Source organism: Tritonibacter sp. SIMBA_163 (assembly GCF_046535935.1).
Taxonomy (GTDB): Bacteria; Pseudomonadota; Alphaproteobacteria; order Rhodobacterales; family Rhodobacteraceae; genus Epibacterium; species Epibacterium scottomollicae.
The window spans coordinates 13386-32425 of the sequence record NZ_JAWJBP010000026.1 but is presented as its reverse complement, the minus strand read 5'-3'; the positions used below and the strand labels follow the sequence as shown (position 1 = coordinate 32425).

Here is a 19040-nt window from a genome sequence, read left to right as displayed (position 1 = left end):
TCTCGTTTGCCTGCCATCTCGTCGTCCTCCTGAAAACGGGATATTCCTATCCCAAAAGGTGGACCACTTCAGTGGGGGCACTCCACGCTCAAGGGAGATCTGGCGGGTTTCCCCCGCCCAGCTGATCTAGGAATTTGCATCTGCGCTGCCCGAATATCGGTCAACCGCTTCGCAGTCCAATCGCGACAATCGTACCGCTCATGCGTCCATTGGAACGATCCACTGACGGTGGACTCTCTAGGGTCGTTTCGGCTCATCGCCAGGCGTCGAAGTAGACGTTCAATCGTTAATGGGTATCACTTGGAAGTCTGCTAACCAGGAAGGGATCCATACACATCGCAACCTTAATACAACGAATCCCTGCAGTTTCAGGGACAGAACTCGGCCAGTTGCCTTGGATCGACCTAAACCGCGTGACATCAACATCTGTAGGATTGATTTTGACGCGACAGGTCATCATTTGGAAACCGCGCGCCTATTGCCAAGGTGCTCGTTGCCCGAAAGAAAGAGCCAAGTGATCAATGAAGAGCCGAAGTTTCGGGGGCATGTGCTTGACTGGCGGCCAAACAGCTTGCACGGGTAGCGGATCTGGAGCCAAGTCAGGCAGAACCTGAACCAGGCGTTCATGCTTTAGATCATCATAAACGATGAACATGGGGAGAAGCGCTATCCCGAGACCTTCCAAAGCCATGTCGCGCATCGCGTCCCCATTGTTTGTCATGACTCTGGATGGGACAGGCGGATCAACTGGCCTGTCAAACTGCCAGATTTCGCCCAGCCGCTTGTTCTGGTATCCAATTGCGGCATGCTCCCTGAGCTGCTCTGGCCTATTAATCTGGCCATGCTTTTCCAGGTACTCAGGGCTTGCGACAATCGCTCGGGGGTCCTCGCAAACCTTGCGAACAACAAGGGTACTGTCGGGCATCCTACCAACACGGATAGCAGCATCGAAACCGGATCGGGCCAGATCAACCATTGCATCATCGTATTCGATAGCGATATCGAGATTGGGGTGCATGCTGGCGAAATTGGCGGCCATACGTCCAACGTGACGGATCCCGAAGCTCATCGGCGCCGAGATCCTCAGCCGCCCTTGCAAACCATGGTCACCCTCCGCCACCCACTCCGTTGCCATGACAAGCTCACTGAACGCGGGCCGAACCCGCTCAGCAAGTGCAAGGGCAGCATCCGTCACTCTGATCCGGCCTGCATGGCGCGTAAACAGAGTAACGCCAAGCGCCTTTTCGAGATCACTAATACGTTTGCTGATAACGGATTTTGCCAATCCGCCACGCGTGGCAGTCTCTGAAATGGACCCGGTGTCCACCACACTGAGGAAGGTTTCAATTTCGTTTATGTTCCAGCGCATAAAACCAGCATAGTCATGATTTGAAAGTACGGGAAATAATATCGTTCAGTGACTGCGAACGCCGAGTTGCAACCACGTTGACTTCCAGCATTGGCCGCACCGGTTCAGTCCATAGAAATTCGGTTGCTTGTTCTCATTGATGCCCTTCGCTGTACTTATAATTGCCCGTAGAGGGCAGACCCAAGAGAGCGCACTCACCGGAAGGCACGCCGCAAACCCGCAAGGAATAGTCACCTTGACCTGCGCCATTGCTCAGCGAGATTTTTCGAACACCAGGTTCTGCTTTCAGGAACGCGTCATGCGTTGAATGCCTGTCTTCTCCCCCCAATTGAAAGACAGCCACGGCTTCCCCGTGAAGAAAGGAGTTTCGAAGTGAGACAGATCTTATCTACGAGCAAGACCGGCCCCGGTCATTGGGTGGGCGATGGGTTTCCAGTGCGATCCCTGTTTTCGCATATGGGCGGGAAAAACAGCCATGATCCGTTCCTGATGCTGGATTACGCCGGGCCGCATCGTTTCAACCCAGCGGACCATCCGAGAGGCGTCGATGTGCATCCGCACAAAGGGTTCGAAACCGTCACCATCGTCTATCTGGGCGAGGTCGAACACGGCGATTCCACAGGGCGCGGCGGAGTGATCCGGGAAGGTGATGTGCAGTGGATGACCGCAGCAGACGGCATTTTACATAAGGAGTATCACAGTCAGGAGTTCACCCGCAGGGGCGGAACGCTCGAAATGGTCCAGCTCTGGGTAAACCTGCCGGCCAAGGATAAATCTGCGAATCCGGGTTACCAGGGCATCACGAATGCAGAGATTCCCAGTATTGACCTTGCAGATGATGCCGGGCGGCTGCGGGTCATCGCAGGCGAATACAACGACCACAACGGGCCTGCACGCACCTTCACGCCGATGGAGGTCTGGGATTTACGATTGAACGCGCACAAGGGGGCTTCGTTGGCGCCGCCGGAGGGCCAGAATGTGACGGTAGTTGTGCTCGACGGCGAAGTAACCATCAATGGCAGCGCCCCCCTTGTGGGCCCGGCAACTGCACGCCTGGGGAACAAGGGCGCGGTTCGGCTGGAAGCTGCTACCAGTGCCAAGCTCTTGATCCTATCGGGTGAGCCGATTGACGAACCAGTCGCAGCCTATGGGCCCTTTGTGATGAACACTCAGGAGGAAATCCATCAGGCGATTTCCGAATTTCAATCCGGAAAGTTCGGCACTCTGTAAGGGACTTCCGGACAGGATCGCGGCGGCGGGGCAGCGCCCGCCGCCCTAGCGGGTCAGCCAGGCGCGCGCGGCGTTCAGATCCGCGGGTGAAATTTCATGACCTGCCTCAACAACCTCGCTTTCAACACCCGCACCACTGTCCTGCAACCATTGGGCCAAGCGCGGCGCCTCAGAGCTGAGAGGGTCATCGCGGCCGGTCAGCAATAAGACCTGGGCCGAGGACAGATCCACCTGGGGCAGCTCTATAAGCACCGGGATCGCCCGCAGCAGTATAGCGCGGCGGATCAAGCCGGGATGTAGCGCCATAACGGAGGCTGCAAAGTTTGCGCCGTTGGAATAGCCCAGCACCGTAACCGCTTCGGTGTCCAGCCCATATCCTTGAACAGCAGCGTGCAGAAAGGCCTCAAAGGCCCGCGCCTCGGCGCGAATATCCTCCTGATCGAAAGTTTCCACATCAAACCGCCGGAAAAACCGGGTGACATGCTCTTCGGTGGCACGCCCCCGCACGCCAAGCAGGGTTGCCCTTGGGGTGAGGCCTGCAGCGAGAGGCATCAAATCCGCTTCATTGCCACCGGTTCCATGCAACAAGAGCATAACCGAGCCATCGGGGTCTTCGGGATGGCGAAACCGATGCACGAAAGGCAGAGACCGCTTGGGCATCCTTGGTTCGCCTGGCTGCGCGAATTGTGGCAGCATCGCGCGCAGGTCTGCGGCTCGGGCGGTGTCATGGTCGGGTATGAGCAACGTTTCTCCCAGATGGCCTGCTGGCTCATCCACCGCAAATCCAGGTGCGTCGGTTGCGTACTCGAATAGGAGACCAGCCGGATCCCGGGCGTATAACGACAAAAAGTACTTTCGATCATGAACATTGGTCGGCTCATGAGCACGCGCCAACGACACCCGCATCTCTCGGAGTGCCGCGGCATCCGGTGCGCGGAAGGCCACGTGGTCAAGAACGCCGGTGCCGGGAATGCCGCTAAAGAACCCGCGCGTATCACGGATATCTATCGCATCGGTATCGGACACCATCCTCTGGATCTGACCTTCTGTCGCGCTCATGCGGTAACCGAACTTTTCGGCGAACTCCGCTGTTGCCGCAGGATCCCCGGAAAACAGCGTGACTGCCCGCAGGCGGGTGGGTGCAACTTGACCAGTTTGCAGAGGTTCGCGCCCCAGATCCGTACCAACCAGCTTCACTATGATGCCATCGGGGTCTTTCAGTCGTAGAACGGTTTCACCGAACTCGCGCGTGGGCTGTTCAACAGGCATTCTGACGTCTAAGGCGCGTGTCAGCCATTCTCCGATGCTGTCGAGTGGAACTGCAAACGCAATCTCGCCAGCCTGACCCTCTCCAACCCGTCCTGTTGCACCGTCTTCCCATACTAGGAAGGACACCACAGATCCGGGCGCGCCGTGTACGTCGCCATAAAACAGGTGCAACTGCTCGGCGTCTTCATACCCGCCAGTTTGTTTGACAAGGTGCAGGCCGAGAAATCCCATGTAGAAGTCGACGTTGGCCTGAACGTTCTTTGTGATGCCTGTCACATGATGAATTCCCGAAGGCATTTGCACCCCTCATTCAGCGTTCTGCTCAGCATAACCCTGTTCAGATCCATGTGAAGAGCACGCGGGTGAACACCGCTTTCGCCTAAAACGAACAGCGGGCGGCTTCTGCATCCACTGCGATGAGCTATCATTATTCTGCACCCAATCGCAAAGGAGTTTGAAATGAGCTGGAATCCCGCACTTGACCCTGGATGCCCTGACGGCGTTGACATCGACTCCATTGAAACTCTGATCATTCCTCGAGCGCATGATCTGGGCGGGTTTGAAGTTCGCCGCGCGCTGCCCGCACCAAAGCGCCAGATGGTTGGACCGTTTATCTTCTTTGATCAGGCGGGGCCCGCAGAATTCCTCACAGGTTCGGGGATAGACGTGCGCCCCCACCCGCACATCGGATTGGGCACAGTGACCTACCTGTATCAAGGAGACTTCCACCACCGCGACAGCCTTGGCACCGATCAGGTCATTCGACCCGGCGCTTTGAATTGGATGGTCGCCGGAAAGGGGGTCACCCACTCCGAGCGCACCTCGTCCGAGGCTCGCAGCGGGCCGCACTCGCTGTTCGGCATCCAGACTTGGATGGCGCTGCCTGAAGACAAGGAAGACATTGATCCCCTGTTTGAGCATCACGGCAAGGAGAGCCTGCCTGAAATCGAGTCGGAAGGCGTCCGTGCCAAGTTGATCCTGGGTTCAGCATACGGTGAGGCGGCCCCAGCGACCCTTTTTTCCGAAACCTTCTATCTGGATGTCATCCTTGAACCCGGTGCGCGCTTTCCGCTTCCGGATGAACACGAAGACCGCGGCATTTACGTATCACAGGGCAGCGTGAAGATTGCAGGTCAGGAATTTGAAGCGGGCCGAATGATGGTCTTCCGCCCAGGTGATCAGATCACGGTGGCCGCTGGCCCTGCCGGCGCACGGCTAATGGCCTTGGGAGGTGCGACACTCAACGGCCCCAGATATGTCTGGTGGAACTTCGTTGCCTCAAGCCAGGAGAAGATACAGCATGCCAAGGAAGAGTGGCGTGCGGAAAGATGGGGAACAGGGCAGTTTGATCTACCACCGAATGACCGGAGCGAACATATCCCTCTGCCGGGTCGGTGAAGCTGAGCCCCGTGCCGAATGTGTTTAACCAGATTGCCCTTGGCGGTTGCTGTCTCTCCGCCAAGGGCTTGTCTGGCACGGTCTTAGACCACGGCCCGTTTATGAGGTTACGGGCGTCGCGTTGTAGCTGCTGATCAGGTTGCGGTAATCCGGTATGTGGTTAGAGAACAAGGCCCCCAATCCTTCGATGTCATTGCGCCAGTCACGGTGCAGCTCGCAGGCCATGCCGAACCATGACGTCAATTGCGCACCCGCAGCTGACATCCGGTCCCATGCAGCGTCCCGCGTGATCTGATTGAATGTCCCGGAGGCATCCGTCACGACAAAGACGTCGTACCCTTCTTCGATCGCTGACAGGACCGGGAATGCCACGCAAACTTCCGTCACCACGCCGGCAACAATCAGTTGCTTCTTGCCGGTCGCTTTCACGGCAGCGACGAAGTCCTCGTTGTCCCAGGCGTTGATTTGCCCTGGGCGGGCGATGTAAGGGGCGTCCGGGAAAAGCTCCTTCAGTTCAGGAACCAGCGGCCCGTTGGGGCCGTCCTCGAAACTGGTGGTGAGGATCGTCGGCAGGCCAAAGTACTTTGCGGCGTCTGCCAAGGCCAGAACATTGTTCTTGAACTTGTCGGGGTCAATGTCCCGCACCAACGAGAGAAGCCCGGCCTGGTGGTCGACCATCAGAACAGCGGCATCGTTTTTATCGAGGCGTTTGTATTGAGGTGTCATGTGCGTTCCTTTCTTTTGACGCCGCAAGATGGAGTGGGATCACATATGATCGTGGCGTCTCAAGGCACATTTGCGAAGACTCCCTGCAGACAGATCCCGCCACATGCGGCAGATCTCATCTTAACATTTTCTCTGCAGTGGATCGCCGTCGGGCTGGTGGAAAGCAGTGTTCGGCAATAACGAACAGCTCTTTTGATCCTACCGTGCTGTGTTCTATCTTGTGTTGAACGGCATGCATGCACCTCATCGGTGAGCGCACAATGGGGGCGCGGGTCGGACTGGGCTTTCTCGGCCGAGAGCGGTTTGAACTTGCGCTTGTCGCCCCCGCGCCCCCGGTAGGTCATCTGCCAGACGGGGTTTCCCCCCTGCTGCTGCACTTTCCGCTTCAGCACCGGCGACTGATCCACCATCGCCACCGCATCCTGGAACAGGATCCCCGCCTGGTCTTTCTTGGCCGCCGCCGCATAGATCTCCGCCCGTGGCTCGCCATCGGCCACCATCATGTAAAGGCCAATGCCGCCCAGCATCGGAGATTTGCCGTTGCCCTTGCCTTCCTCATCGTAAAACCGCGTGAACCGCCGGAGCCACGCGCCGTGCTGGGCGCTGTACTGTTTCCAGCCAAAGAGCGAGCCGATGCGGAACGCTTGGCCGGGATGCAGCTCAAAGGGCCGCCCCTCGAACTGCCCGCCATTGAGCCGCAGCACCTGCGGAAAGAACCGGATCGCCCGCAGCGCCGCCGCCAGATCCCACTTGAGCCCGCGTTTGGGCCCCTCGACCAGATCGCGCAGATGCCGATCCGCCGCCGCCCTCACATAGGGCCCGGCCACAACCTCGCCGGCCTGCACCGCTTGCGCCCAGGCTGTCACCGGATCCTCGCTGGCCGAGACCCGGTCAGGGGATGCGCTCACGTCAGATAGCTCTCGGGCCCATCGGGATCGGCAAAACTGAAGCCCATCTGCCCTGCCCCCGAGAGGCCCCGCTCCGCCGCCGGCGCCATGCCAAAGTCATTGGCCAGCCAGCGGATCTGGCGGAAGGTCTCATTGAGCTGCGCCACTTAGGGCCGCGCCTTGATCTGCACCCCGTTGCGCGTCTCGCTCTCATAGGTCTCGCCGGTCTCTTCCAGCTACAGCTCCAGACGTTCAAACCGCAGCACCGCTTTGCAGAGCTGTTTGAACATCATCACATTGCTGGGCTTCAACCGGTCCACGGTCGGATGACACAGCGGCAGCGCCAGCCGGTCAAAGGTCAAGCGCAGCTCACCAGGGCCGGATCTCCTCCAGGCGCAGCCGCGCCCGCTCTTACAGATTGTGAAGCGGCGCGCCCTCTTCCGCGAGGGCCACAACTTTTTCCTCTGCCGGTCTGCGCCCTCGCATATCCCGATCAACTCCTTGTTCATGTGGCTTTTTCTATTCAATTTCCACTTCGCACAGACAAAGGATCCCCTCCGTTTGCCAGTGCTTCCGGAATTCCTTCGAACCCTCCCCCCGGGGTGGACGGGCTGCAGCGTCAGCGGTTGGCCGGGTGCTGTGGATCCACCGGCCAGCCATCCGCGCCGCGCTTTTGTGAGAAAGGACTGACGGCCCAGAGCCGACCGTCACTTTAGGCGCCGCGGATGACCGGTCTCAGCCCAAAGTGACCGGTGCGAAGCGAGGTTGGTTCTCGTTGCCGCACATGCGGAAATCGCGTCTCGACTTCCCGGAACCGGACATTCAAGTTGTCAAACCCGGCGCTTTGCCCTCAATGTCGGCAGTGAGCCCATTGCGGCAGCGCCAAATTTGTTCTGCGCGCGCACGCAGCATGGAAACCTGCTGCGCCGCTACAAAACCACTGCTGCATTGCAGAGGGAAAAGCAGCCACTCAGGCAGCTTGCAGCAAGTCTGAAGCGTCGCCATGTGGTTTTAGCTGTCTATTGAACTTCTTATAGCCCGTCACCGCCTTGACCACGGCCAGCCGCAAGGCAGACGCGGTCGGTTTCGCGTCACATGGCGCTCGACGATCGTGGTCCACCCGATACGGTTGCCCGGTCGGGAGGACCGTTCCTCTCGTGTCGCATATTTGTTGCTACGCGGCGTCCAGTTCCTGCGCTGGCCCGAAAAACTCGTAGAAGATACGGTTCTCGTCAACGCCAGCCGCCTTCAGGCCATTCACAGCCATCGCCATAAAGCCCTTTGGGCCACATATGTAGTATTCAGCCCGGTCTGTGCTGGTGTTCCGGGCCAGCCACTCCGGAGTGATGCGGCCTTCCACATCGAAGTTCGCTGCTTCCCGGTCTTCGGCACTGGGATCCTCAAAAAATGTGACACAACGGCGGGACAGGGATCTGGCCATATCCGGCATGACGTGATGCCTGCTGTTTTGTGTGGCATGCAGGTAGGTCGCAGAGCGACTGTTTGCGGCCAGATCCTCAAGCATGGAAATCATCGGCGTCAGCCCGACACCGGCCGACAGCAGGACAACCTCTGCCTCCAGTCCACTCTTCAGGAAAAACTCTCCGGCTGGTGCGGCAGCGTTGATCACGGTGCCTTCGACCGCCTGCTCATGCAGCCAGGTGCTTGCCAGGCCTCCCTGCTCTCGCTTTACCGTGATCCGGTAGAATTCATTCGATGGTCCCGAGGAAATCGAATAGTTGCGGCGCAGCTTGTCTGCTCCGGGAACCTCTAGATCGAAGGATAGATATTGCCCCGGCTTGTGCTTCAGTACAGGCTTGCCATCGGCGGGCTTCAGGATGAATGACATGACGTCAGCACTCTCCTGGATCCGTCGGTCGATCCGGAATTCCCGCCAGCCCCGCCAGCCGCCCTCAGACGTTGCGGTTTCCTGATAAAGCTGCTCTTCGCGGTCGATCAGGATATTGGCCAGGAACCAATATGCTTCGCCCCAGGCGCGGATCACCTCCCCGGTTGCTGCTTCCTTGAGAACCCCTTCGATGGCGCCCAGCAGGGCGCTGGCGACATGGTCATAATGGCGGGGTTCGATTTGCAGTCCCACATGCTTGTTTGCAATACGCTCCACCGCTGCGGCCATCACCGGGAGGTTTTCGATGTTCTGCGCGTAGGCCAGTATCGCGTTGGTTAATGCCGCGTGCTGCGGGGAGTCACCGTTCTGGTGCGACTGGTTGAATAGCGTGCGGATTTCGGGATCGGTCAGCAGCCTGTTATACATCTCCGCTACAATCCCGCGCCCATGCTGCGCCATCGCCGGAACAGTCGCCTTTACGGTGTCGATGGTGGTTTGGCTGAGTGGCTGTGCCATTGCACGCTCCTGATATGTCGGTTGGCAGACTTGCGGTCTGCATCATGAGTTTCACAGCCTGAATCATTCAGACTGGTTGCATGTATGATTACCGGATTGAAAGATGCAACCCATATGAATATTAAAGGCGTGATCGGAGCCCCGCATGAAGCTGAACCTCACAACAGATTACGCGTTGAGAATTCTAATTTTTCTGGCGTCCAAACCCGAAGAACTGCACTCGATTGAGACATTGAGCCGCATCTACCGTCTGCCGCACAGCTCTTTGATGAAGATCGTCAGCGAGTTGGTCCGGCAAGGCTACGTCACGAGCGTTCGCGGCCGCTACGGCGGCATCAAGCTTGGACAGGCAGCCAGCGAAATCAATGTGGGGCAAGTCGTACGGATCATGGAAGAAAGCTTGGAAGTTGCCAATTGCGCAGAATGCGTGATCCAGCCTCAATGCGGGCTCCGAGTGGTCTTTGCCGAAGCGGTCAATGCGTTTCTGAGCGTCCTCGACCGCAGTACAGTCGCCGATCTGATCAGGAACAAAGCGGATCTGGTTCCGCTGCTGACTTTGTCAGAGGCGGCGGAAAATCCGTGAACCTGCAATAGAACCCAAACTGGGTACAGGCAACGGCCAGGGTAATAGCAGCGCGCCAATTGCAGTCGCCCCTGCCTGGGCACCTTTAGAGACCTTCCTATGCTCTACAGGGATCAGGCTGGAAATTGCGATGCCGTCGCCGTTCGGCCCGCCAACTGCAAGACACACCCCGTCATTGAGAATGTAATCAAGGACGAAACGAGGCCGACCAAGTCTTCTTTCTGTTTGGGGTGCCGGAAAACTGTGGCTTCCAGCAAAAGCGCCATGAATGCTGCGATGTTGGAAGAAGATTCTTGCACCGCAGCGTTGCCAGCCGATAATACGTTTTCAAAATGCCTGTTTTGTGTGCAGCTTACCGGCGGGTGATTCATTTCCGGGCAGGCGGAGCCATGCAGCTGAAGTCAAATCTCTTGCGCCATCTCTCTCCGGCACTGCCGCCAGCACAGATGCGGGAAACCCTGCGCGCGGCGGCCGGCGCCGCGGCCGGGATTGGTGTTTGCGCGTTGTTCGCGCTTGTCTGGCCGGAAATCGCAGGGGTTCCAATGCACCTGCTCGCCCCCTTGGGAGCTTCCGCGGTTTTGATCTACGCCGTCCCAAATTCCCCGCTGGCACAGCCCTGGTCGGCAATCTGCGGCAATGTTGTTTCCGCCGTGGCAGCGGTTGCAGTCTTGCAAGCCGTACCCATGCCTTGGGGGCCGACATTGGCTGTGGCCGCAGCGATCATTGCTATGATGATTGCGCGGGCCTTGCATCCTCCGGGCGGGGCAATTGCCTTGCTGGCGGCACTGGACCCGGTGCCGGTCCTTGATGCCGGTTTTGCCTTTGCGATCGTGCCTGTTGGCCTTCTGACGGCCGCTTTGGTCCTGACGGGCATCATGGTTAACCGGGTCACAGGCCGAAAATACCCGTTCCGCCAATCCGTAGAGACGCCTGTGCAGCCGCAAGAGATCCGCCTGGGTCTCAGAAATGACGAACTGGAGGAGTTGCTGGAGCGCTTCCATCAATCAACCAACATCGGCGTGGCAGACCTGGGGCGGCTGCTTGCCGCCGCAGAGGAGGAAGCCGCGCAGCACCGGTTTGATGGTGTAACCTGCGGCAGCATCATGACGCAGAACCTGATCACGGTGACGCCCGATGTGCCAGCAGCGCAGATTGCGCAGTTGTTCCGCCGCCATTCCGTCAAAAGCCTACCCGTTGTGGACGCCAAGGAAAACTTCGTGGGGCTCATCCTGCAAAGCGATCTGATCGATGCGCTGATACGGGGCGGCGGCCGAAAGTTCCGCCCGCTGCGCCAAGGCAAACTGAGGGCGAATCATGTGATGCAGCCGCCTGCCGGCAGTGTCCCGCATGACCTTCCGGTCGGCACTCTCCTGAACCGGCTTTCGCAGCATGGGGTGCAAACCGTGCCGATAACGAAGGATGGCCGCCTGGCAGGCATTCTCACGCGTACTGATATCATCTGTCTGCTTCTGCGAGGGGCGCAAAACCGATTGGCTGCGTAAGTTAGCCGGCACCATCATGGATTTGCCGACACATCTGCGCAGATCACTGACCTGGGACCAGGGCGCCGAGATGGCACAACACGCCCAGCTCTGGATCGATACAGGCCTCGACATCTACCTCTGCGACCCACAGAGCTCCTGGCAGCGCGGAAGCAACGAGAACACGAATGGTTTGCTTCGCCAGTACTTTCCCCAAGGGAACGGACCTCAACGAACATGGCGCAAAAGAACTGAGCGCCGTTGCCCATGCTCTGAATACGAGGCCACGCAAGACGTTGGGCTGGCAAACGTCGGCGGAGGCACTCGACCGGTCGCTCAAACAGGATATGATGGAACGTGTTGCGACGACTTGTTGAATCCGCCCAGAGTTCGCCCATCAGTATCGAGCGAAGCTCAACGACCGCTTCGTCCGGCGTCCGGCGTCTGGTGTATTGGATCAAGCTGCGGCGAAAGCACGGTTTCGGTTTGGGTCAAATCTCAGCCTTCGAACGACCGGTTTAGCGACGTCGGCTGCATCGCAGCGCGCAGCATGCCGCACCTGCGAACTGATGCTGCGCGAGCGAAGATTCGAAATCGAATGACCGGAAAGTCCGCTCAGCAGACCTTGGCCGTCGGGAAATGCTGCGCGACGCACGAACGACCGCTTCGGTGACGCTGCGCCGCCGCGGGGTCACTTCATCCCAAGGTCGGCAATGGGCCGTTCACCCCATCAAGGTGGCCCTGCTGCCTGGACTTTGCAAAGGTCACTATCTGCGCTTTGCTGACGTTGGTGCGCAGCGCAGCATGTGGGTTTCGTTCGGCCAGGGCTTGAATGGCCGCTTTTGCCCGCTTGGCGCGGAACCTTCGCAGACGCAGCCAAGGTCCGGTTGCCGCCCTTCGTGTCGACCGACGCGAACGGCCCATTGCCGACCTTCGTGCCAGGCGCAGCGGAGGGCCGGTCTCAGCCGATTTTGTGGAAAAACTAACGTTTGCGATCGCAGAAATAGCTGCTCGAAATTCAGCGCGAGCGCCTTTCTGGTCAGGCTTTGCGGGTTTGCTGCGGTGCAGGAAAGATCTTGGCCAGTTTGCGGAGGTTTTGGGCGGTGGCGGCGAGGAGGAATTCGTCATTTGCGCCGCATGGGCCACGCAATCGCAGGCGCCCCAGTCCGAGAATCCGCTTAAGGTGCGCGAAGAGCATCTCAACTTTCTTTCTGAGCTTCATCGCGATCTCGTATTCTTCGGTCTTGGCCAGATCCCGAGCGGCTTGGCGGGCATCTTCGTGCTCTTCACGAGTAATCTTGCGCGCATCAGCATTGGGGCAGCATTTTTGCTTGGACGGGCAGACCTGGCAGACGTCTTTCAAGGCACGATAACGGGCTGTGCCCTTGCCGGTCGGCCCCCGGTTTGGATCGGAATAATTCCGGCGGAACTGCTTGAGCGCGTGACCCTCGGGGCAGATGTATTGGTCATTCTCGGCATCCCATTCGAAGTCCATGCGTGTCCAAGTGCTGTCGGGGCGTGCGGCCTTATCGATTACCGGGATATAGGGGGCGATGTCGCGATCTACGAGCCAGCCGAGCATCGGGCCTGAACCATAGGCGGTATCGGCGATCATCCAGTCAGGGACCAGGCCGAACTTGTCTTTCACCCGTGTTAGCATCGTTTGCGTCGATCCAACCTCAGCTTGCCGGATGGAACGTGTGGGTTCCACATCCAAGATGACACCGTGATCCGTGTCGATCAGATAATTGTCGGAATAACTGAAGAATGCCGGCCCCTTACGCGCCGCAGTCCATTGGCTGGCGGGGTCGGAATGTGAGGTGAACTTCGGCTTTACCTCGCTGGCCGCACCGAATGCCGCCTCATCGAGTGTGTCGAGATACTCGCGAACGGCACGAGGCGCATCCGCTGAATCGATACTTGCCGCGTCCCAATCTTCCTTCGGTGTCGAGTTCTGCTTGTTGGCGTCTGCTTCGATCAGGCTGGCGTCCACTGCCATGCGCTGCCCGCTGGCGAGGCCTTCTTCGATACAGCGGGCTACGGTCGTCTCGAACAGATGGCGTAGCAACTCACTCTCTCGAAAACGGCCATGACGGTTCTTTGAGAAGGTCGAATGGTCAGGAATACGGTCGTTCAGATCGAGCCGACAGAACCAGCGATAGGCAAGGTTCAAATGCACCTCTTCGCAGAGCCGTCGTTCGGATCGGATGCCAAAGCAATAGCCCACCAAAAGCATGCGGATCAACAGCTCGGGATCGACCGATGGACGTCCGGTGTGACTGTAAAAATCCGCCAGATGCGAGCGGATGCTGCTCAGTTCGACGAAGCGATCAATCGACCGCAGCAGGTGATCTTGGGGAACGTGGTCTTCCAACGAGAACTCATAAAACAACGCCGCCTGCGCTTCTTGTCTCGGTCCCAACATCAACCAATCCCCCCGTTCGACAAGAGAATTGAATCAGCAGTTCAGGCCGCAAGCAAGGAAGAGTTTTTCAACAAAATAAGCCCTTTATGGACATTCGTTCTGCACCTGCGTCGGATGAGGCCGCCAGCACGCCAGGCGATTTCCGGAAGTTCGCTGCAGGCGCGAATGCCCCCTTATCAGCAGATGGAAGCGGACATCCAGCAAGGAGCGCGCCCCTCGATGCGGCGCGACTGACACAGGGGGCGGGAAGCAGTCGTTCACTGTGTTTAGGCCGAACGGCAGCAATCCTCAGCCCACGAAGCAAGATGTCACTACTGTAGCGAAGACATATGTGTCCAAGTCCAAGCTAGTTGGCACTCGATCAGGTTGCAAGCTAAGCTACCTCCAGCAGAATGAAGGATTCGCCCCAATGAAATTTGAGGTGCTTAGCATCGACTACGACCAGCGCATTGAGTGCTTCATGGTAAGTGCTCGCGTTGACTATGAGTGGTATCTTGAGAAGACCCAAGGTGCAGAGCACAACCTCTCGATTCAGAGAGATATTATAAAGGGCAGCAAAAATTACAGGACGCTTCGAGCTGACCTTAAAAAAGGCTGCGTTCTTCCTGCGATTGTCATCGCCGCTAAAGATATCGCAGCAGCATCCCTTCAGAAATACAACAAACAACAAGGTTTTCTGGATATCCTCCCGGAAACACGCGATGAGGCGACCAGCGCACTACAGGATGTAAGTCCGGACGATATCTATATTGTTGACGGACTTCAAAGGACGAATGCGCTGAGAGAAGCTCGGGATGACTTATCAGGCGATGAACTCGCGAGCTACCTTGCTAGGTCCCTGCGAGTTGAAATTTGGATCAACATTCCATTCTATTCGTTGGCGTATAGAATGCTTCTGCTAAATGCCGGCCAAAAGCCGATGTCGATGAAGCATCAAATCGATATCCTGTCGAGGGGCCTAATGGAGGACCTTAGACATATCCCCGGTTTGGAAATTTTCACAGTAAAGGATCACAAACGGAGGGTGAACCCTGGACAATTCCATCTTTCAGTTTTGGCCCAAGCCTTTCAGGCCTGGCTTCAGAAGTCGCCCAATGTGGAGATGAGCAATCTAATTGCTGAGCGCCTCGTTGTTGATGATGCGCTCGATTCCTTGGGTTCCGGCATTGGGGCCAGTGGAGATGACGTAAGCGAAGAATCATATCATAATTTTGTGGCGTGGCTTATCGAGTTCGATCAGGCTCTCGGAAGCAAATCTTACAAGTTCTTGGGAAATGACACTGTAGTTCTAGGTATTGCTGCAGCGGTCGGTTTCGCGATCCAAAATGAGGCGCTGAATGACCGAGTGCGACCAGCACTGCAGCGCTTGATTGCAGAAGCAAAACAAGATGTTGAAGATCCTATGGGATTAGAACGTTTCGACGCTCTGCGGAGGAGTATTGATACTAAGAAGAGCAATGTTGGAGAAGCTACGCGAGAGTTCGTGTTCAAGACGTTTCGCGAGTATATAATGCAGGGTGGAGCTAGCAACCTCCGAGACTGCTGGCAGCAACTCGCGACTATGCTATAAAATGGGGATTTTGGAACGTCTGGAGATAGGCGGCGCTGAAGATATAGACCCAGATCGTCCTCTGGAGTTATGTGGTTTGTCGCTTGGTGTTGAAGCGACAGCCGCAGCTATTGAAATAGCTCAATCGACTGCGCCGCCAAGAACGCTTCATATTTTGGACGCTAAGGATATTTTGGTCGACATTTTCGAGCTGCATTCCAATATCGGAGAAGCCACCGCAGTATTCTCCTTTCCAGAAGGTATGGACACACCCTTTCCTACGGCTCTCGAAGTACAATTGGTGTGGGCGATACACGCTGCGAGCGATGGAGATTTGACGAGAATTCTCTCTGGCGGCTGCATTGTGTCTTTGGGTGATCACCCTTTGGTCGAAAAGTTTTCGCGTCTTCTTCAGAAAGTTAATCGCAAAGGTGAGGTTGAGCTTGGATCTCTTTCGCAATACAAGAACGTCCACTCCACCATCCCCGCTGCCGACGCTCTTACTGAAATGGACATGTCTTGCCTTATCGGTTATATTTCGGCGTCTCCGTTAAAGTTTAAGTTCGTGGAACTCTATCGTCTAATGGAGGCAAGGTACCTAAAGAGGGTGCAAGAGGAGTTTAATAGTAACTTTCTATCCGGTCCCAAGATGGCGGTATCGGAAGCGGCTAAAAGCCTTGAGAGTGAGATCTCGCAAATCGGCTTGCTCTCACAAAGGGCACAGCCATACTTTGAGATAATATCTGATATCATCGCCGACGCGCGTGGTAAAAATCGATTTGCAGCGTCTCTTTGCAGGAAATTAAATTCGCAGGGTGGGGACATGAAGTCCCCAAAACACAAGGCAGGTGCAGCTTTTATCTACTATATTCGCTGCGCCATCGTTCATGCCGGGGGCAAAGATTTGATCTTCGAATCTTTTGACGATTCCGGTGAATTGCTTTCAGCCATCATGGATTACATGGAGGAGGCGGCATTCTCCCTTTCTGGGCTAGAGTTTCGAAATTGATCAGCGAACGCTGTCGGTTGAACAATGCTGCGCGATAGAGGGTTGGCCGGTCTGGTGAAGCTGCACCGCTGCACCGGCGGTCGCTTCGAACGGCCGGACTGGGCCGGTCACGTCTTTAGGCCTTTCTGGCAGTTCCGATTTTGCAAAGGTCACTATCTGCGCTTTGCTGACATCTGAGCTGAGCGCGGCATCGCCCTGGTCATCGGAGCCGTTCGAAGGTCCGCTCTCAGGAGGTCGTTCGCGCTTGCAGCAAAGGTATCGCTGCACCTTGCATGAATGTCGTATTCGGGCTGGCTGGCGTCATCTGGCCGCTTGGATCTCGTACGGATTCGCTGAAACCTTGCAGCCGCATCGCGGCAAGTCCGCTGTGAGCCCGAAGTGTCGAGTGCTACGGTCCGTTTCAATGGCGGGATCTGTCAGGGAGCGGGCTCGGCAGAACTGGCCAGCTCCCGAATTGCCCCGCGCGGTTCATACCCGCACGGGGCCATGCTTCAGGTCAGGAAATTCAGAAGGGTTTCGTCAAACCGCTCCGCTTCTTCCAATTGCGGAGTGTGCGCGCTCCGCTCAAAAAGCGCAAAAACCGGCTGGCGGTTTTCCGCGATGAGCGGAAGCCAGGTTTCCAGCGGGGCAACCAGGTGATCATGCCGCCCCATGCAGATCAGAAGCGGGGATTTAATCTCCTGCAGCACTGTGGCGGGATCAAAATCGCGAAACACGCCCCCCCACAAACTGTCGAAAACCGGCATGTTAACGTGGACACCCTGCCAGAGATCCGAGGCATCAAAACATGGGTTAAACCAACTGCGGGCGGCCAGCCCCAGGCACATCCAGATGAACTTCTTTTGCGGTTCAGCTTCGATCTTCGCAGCCATCCACTCCAGATCCTGTGCCAAACGGTGCTTGCGTTCCGGAGCTGCAAGCATATCCCAGATACGCTCCCCATATGCCATGTAAGCTGGCGAATGGCTTGGTCCGGTCGCAACAACAACGGTCTTCCGGACCAGATCCGGTCTGCGGCGGGCGAACTCCAGTGCCATGTAGCCGTGGCCCGAATGTCCCAGCACATCCAGGCGTGAAAGGCCAAGCGCGCTGCACATCGCAGAGATATCACTGGTAATGGTCTCCAGTGAGCAGTCACGCGCCTCGACGCCGCGGTCGGCCTGAGCGAAGCCGCGGTGATCAATGAATATCAGCGTTCTCTTGCTGCGCAGGCCTGCTGAAAATGTGCGTGGATAGAAGACGTGGCTGCCAATGATCAGCAGCGGTTCTCCTTCTCCCTCGATCGAGTAGCCGAGCGTGTAGCCATCCCGGTAGATGCGCCCGTGGACGCTGCCGTAGTTTTCCATCGAAATTTACCCGCAAGAGGTGCCCTCTTGCGCTCCGTTTTAAGCAGATAAACGTTCGGCCGGTCCGCTGCCGGACGGCCGGGAATGATCGGTCTGCAATCTTTGCTAACGGATAAGTTTCATGGAAACCCTGCTGCTGTTTCGGGTCGCTCATATTGCCTGCCTCCTTACCGGTCAAGTCGCTGAGCTTTCCGAACCGGCAGCAATAGGTTGCGGAGGTGTCGTTGCCAGCGATGACGCGAATGTAAGCAAAGTCCGCTTCCCTTCCGTTCGACAGTGGTTGGTGGCTGCATCTGCAGCGAAGGTCTGCTCCCTCCATCGCTCGTGCAGCATGGGACCGTTGCCCAGGCGGCAGATCCCGAGGCTTTGCAAATGTCACAATCTGCGCATCTCTGCCGGTCGTCCAGGACGCAGCGAATGTCGGCAATCCGCCCATTCCGTGGAAAAACACGTGCTCGCTGACGTAGAATTCTGCCCAGTGACGACACCGCAAGCGCCTCTCTTATCAGGCTTTTCGCGAATGCTGCGGTGCAGGAAAGGTCTTGGCCAGTTTCCGGAGGTTTTGGGCGGCTACGGCGAGGAGGAATGGACCGCGTCGCTTCCACGTCCACGATGACGCAATGGTCCGTATCGATCAGGTAGTTGTCGGAATAGCTGAAGAAAGCCGGACCCTTGCGCGCCGCCGTCCACTGGCTGGCCGGGTCGGAATGGGACGTGAACTTGGGCTGGACCTCGCTGGCGGCACCGAAGGCTGCCTCATCCAGGGTGGCGAGATACTCGCGAACGGCCCTTGGCGCGTCGGAGGGATCAATCTGCTTCGCGTCCCACTCCTCTTTGGGCGTCGAGTTCTGCTTGTTGGCATCAGCCTCGATCAGACTGGCATCCACCGCCATGCGCTGTCCGCTGACCAGGCCTTCTTCGATACAGCGGGCTACTGTGGTCTCGAAGAGGTGGCGGAGCAACTCGCTGTCGCGGAAACGCCCGTGCCGGTTCTTAGAGAACGTGGAATGGTCGGGCACTCGGTCGCTGAGGTCCATGCAGCAGAACCACCGATAAGCCAGGTTCAGATGCACCTCCTCGCAGAGTCTCCGCTCTGACCGGATACCGAAGCAATAGCCCACTAGAAGCATCCGGATGAGGAGTTCGGGATCAACCGAAGGCCGCCCGGTATGGCTGTAGAAATCTGCAAGGTAGGTGCGGATCCCGGACAGGTCGACGAACCGATCGATTGAGCGCAGCAGGTGGTTCTGCGGGACATGATCCTCAAGCGAGAACTCGTAGAACAGCGCCGGTTGCGCCTCCTGCCGCGGTCCCATCATCGCCGATCCTCCCATCCTATGAAGGAATTGAGTCAGCCGACGGCCCTTCAATCAAGCGAGAGTTTTCAACGAAATACGCCCTTG

The 19040-nt window shown here is 57.4% G+C and carries 15 protein-coding genes and 2 pseudogenes; 7 read left to right on the top strand and 10 right to left on the bottom strand.

Going from position 1 to position 19040, the window contains the following annotated elements:
* Window positions 1-475 precede the first annotated feature (475 nt).
* Window positions 476-1369: a LysR family transcriptional regulator gene (locus R0J92_RS19995; RefSeq protein WP_411052893.1), complete on the bottom strand. Its 894-nt coding sequence runs from the start codon at window positions 1367-1369 to the stop codon at window positions 476-478.
* A 372-nt stretch (window positions 1370-1741) separates the two neighbouring features.
* Between R0J92_RS19995 and R0J92_RS19990 the strand changes: the two genes are divergently transcribed.
* Window positions 1742-2599 carry a pirin family protein gene (locus R0J92_RS19990; RefSeq protein WP_411052892.1) on the top strand — a complete coding sequence of 286 codons (858 nt, stop codon included), beginning with the start codon at window positions 1742-1744 and terminating at the stop codon, window positions 2597-2599.
* Window positions 2600-2644: 45 nt separating this feature from the next.
* On the opposite strand, the gene R0J92_RS19985 is transcribed toward R0J92_RS19990, so the two are convergent.
* Window positions 2645-4165: a VOC family protein gene (locus tag R0J92_RS19985; protein WP_411052891.1), complete on the bottom strand. Its 1521-nt coding sequence runs from the start codon at window positions 4163-4165 to the stop codon at window positions 2645-2647.
* A gap of 162 nt (window positions 4166-4327) precedes the next feature.
* Between R0J92_RS19985 and R0J92_RS19980 the strand changes: the two genes are divergently transcribed.
* Window positions 4328-5266 carry a pirin family protein gene (locus R0J92_RS19980; RefSeq protein ID WP_106165163.1) on the top strand — a complete coding sequence of 313 codons (939 nt, stop codon included), beginning with the start codon at window positions 4328-4330 and terminating at the stop codon, window positions 5264-5266.
* A 99-nt stretch (window positions 5267-5365) separates the two neighbouring features.
* On the opposite strand, the gene ycaC is transcribed toward R0J92_RS19980, so the two are convergent.
* The 5 genes from ycaC to hmpA form a co-directional block, all read right to left on the bottom strand.
* Window positions 5366-5992, bottom strand: coding sequence for an isochorismate family cysteine hydrolase YcaC (ycaC, locus tag R0J92_RS19975; RefSeq protein WP_106165162.1), 627 nt, complete (start codon window positions 5990-5992; stop codon window positions 5366-5368).
* 59 nt (window positions 5993-6051) lie between these two features.
* On the bottom strand, window positions 6052-6900 hold the full coding sequence (locus tag R0J92_RS19970; protein ID WP_243395076.1) for a terminase large subunit domain-containing protein: 849 nt from the start codon (window positions 6898-6900) through the stop codon (window positions 6052-6054).
* Window positions 6897-7046: a hypothetical protein gene (locus R0J92_RS19965; RefSeq protein ID WP_243395075.1), complete on the bottom strand. Its 150-nt coding sequence runs from the start codon at window positions 7044-7046 to the stop codon at window positions 6897-6899. The genes R0J92_RS19970 and R0J92_RS19965 overlap by 4 nt, the downstream gene beginning before the upstream one ends.
* A 69-nt stretch (window positions 7047-7115) precedes the next feature.
* The gene (locus tag R0J92_RS19960; RefSeq protein ID WP_411052890.1) at window positions 7116-7241 is read right to left on the bottom strand and encodes a hypothetical protein; all 126 of its coding nucleotides are present in this window, start codon (window positions 7239-7241) and stop codon (window positions 7116-7118) included.
* An 812-nt stretch (window positions 7242-8053) separates the two neighbouring features.
* Window positions 8054-9244 carry an NO-inducible flavohemoprotein gene (gene hmpA, locus R0J92_RS19955; RefSeq protein ID WP_411052889.1) on the bottom strand — a complete coding sequence of 397 codons (1191 nt, stop codon included), beginning with the start codon at window positions 9242-9244 and terminating at the stop codon, window positions 8054-8056.
* A 145-nt stretch (window positions 9245-9389) separates the two neighbouring features.
* Here hmpA and R0J92_RS19950 point away from each other — a divergent pair, with 145 nt between their 5' ends.
* From R0J92_RS19950 to R0J92_RS19940, 3 genes and pseudogenes are all read left to right on the top strand, one after another.
* Window positions 9390-9827: an RrF2 family transcriptional regulator gene (locus R0J92_RS19950; RefSeq protein WP_411052888.1), complete on the top strand. Its 438-nt coding sequence runs from the start codon at window positions 9390-9392 to the stop codon at window positions 9825-9827.
* Between the two features lie 389 nt (window positions 9828-10216).
* Window positions 10217-11329 (top strand): HPP family protein, encoded by a 1113-nt coding sequence (locus R0J92_RS19945; RefSeq protein ID WP_411052887.1) that lies wholly within the window; start codon window positions 10217-10219, stop codon window positions 11327-11329.
* Between the two features lies 1 nt (window position 11330).
* Window positions 11331-11685, top strand: a pseudogene (locus R0J92_RS19940) (IS30 family transposase); the annotation flags it as partial.
* Window positions 11686-12347: 662 nt separating this feature from the next.
* On the opposite strand, the gene R0J92_RS19935 reads toward R0J92_RS19940, so the two are convergent.
* Window positions 12348-13733 carry a transposase gene (locus R0J92_RS19935; protein ID WP_411052886.1) on the bottom strand — a complete coding sequence of 462 codons (1386 nt, stop codon included), beginning with the start codon at window positions 13731-13733 and terminating at the stop codon, window positions 12348-12350.
* A 409-nt stretch (window positions 13734-14142) separates the two neighbouring features.
* On the opposite strand from R0J92_RS19935, the gene R0J92_RS19930 reads away from it, so the two are divergent.
* Both R0J92_RS19930 and R0J92_RS19925 read left to right on the top strand, forming a co-directional pair.
* Window positions 14143-15303 carry a hypothetical protein gene (locus R0J92_RS19930; RefSeq protein ID WP_411052885.1) on the top strand — a complete coding sequence of 387 codons (1161 nt, stop codon included), beginning with the start codon at window positions 14143-14145 and terminating at the stop codon, window positions 15301-15303.
* Between the two features lies 1 nt (window position 15304).
* Complete coding sequence (locus R0J92_RS19925; protein ID WP_411052884.1) at window positions 15305-16291, top strand: hypothetical protein; 987 nt, start codon at window positions 15305-15307, stop codon at window positions 16289-16291.
* A 491-nt stretch (window positions 16292-16782) separates the two neighbouring features.
* On the opposite strand, the gene R0J92_RS19920 is transcribed toward R0J92_RS19925, so the two are convergent.
* Both R0J92_RS19920 and R0J92_RS19915 read right to left on the bottom strand, forming a co-directional pair.
* A complete protein-coding gene (locus R0J92_RS19920; RefSeq protein ID WP_411052883.1) occupies window positions 16783-17637 on the bottom strand; it encodes an alpha/beta fold hydrolase in 855 nt (284 codons plus the stop codon).
* 584 nt (window positions 17638-18221) lie between these two features.
* Window positions 18222-18956 (bottom strand): annotated as a pseudogene (locus R0J92_RS19915) (transposase); the annotation flags it as partial.
* Between the last annotated feature and the right edge of the window lie 84 nt (window positions 18957-19040).

What these genes read in the sequence shown, in the direction of transcription:
- R0J92_RS19950 (WP_411052888.1), top strand. Translation starts at nt 9,390, where the DNA reads ATGAAGCTGAACCTCACAACAGATTACGCGTTGAGAATTCTAATTTTT.
- R0J92_RS19935 (WP_411052886.1), bottom strand. Translation starts at nt 13,733, where the DNA reads ATGTTGGGACCGAGACAAGAAGCGCAGGCGGCGTTGTTTTATGAGTTC.
- ycaC (WP_106165162.1), bottom strand. Translation starts at nt 5,992, where the DNA reads ATGACACCTCAATACAAACGCCTCGATAAAAACGATGCCGCTGTTCTG.
- R0J92_RS19945 (WP_411052887.1), top strand. Translation starts at nt 10,217, where the DNA reads ATGCAGCTGAAGTCAAATCTCTTGCGCCATCTCTCTCCGGCACTGCCG.
- R0J92_RS19980 (WP_106165163.1), top strand. Translation starts at nt 4,328, where the DNA reads ATGAGCTGGAATCCCGCACTTGACCCTGGATGCCCTGACGGCGTTGAC.
- R0J92_RS19930 (WP_411052885.1), top strand. Translation starts at nt 14,143, where the DNA reads ATGAAATTTGAGGTGCTTAGCATCGACTACGACCAGCGCATTGAGTGC.
- R0J92_RS19925 (WP_411052884.1), top strand. Translation starts at nt 15,305, where the DNA reads ATGGGGATTTTGGAACGTCTGGAGATAGGCGGCGCTGAAGATATAGAC.
- R0J92_RS19920 (WP_411052883.1), bottom strand. Translation starts at nt 17,637, where the DNA reads ATGGAAAACTACGGCAGCGTCCACGGGCGCATCTACCGGGATGGCTAC.
- hmpA (WP_411052889.1), bottom strand. Translation starts at nt 9,244, where the DNA reads ATGGCACAGCCACTCAGCCAAACCACCATCGACACCGTAAAGGCGACT.
- R0J92_RS19985 (WP_411052891.1), bottom strand. Translation starts at nt 4,165, where the DNA reads ATGCCTTCGGGAATTCATCATGTGACAGGCATCACAAAGAACGTTCAG.
- R0J92_RS19995 (WP_411052893.1), bottom strand. Translation starts at nt 1,369, where the DNA reads ATGCGCTGGAACATAAACGAAATTGAAACCTTCCTCAGTGTGGTGGAC.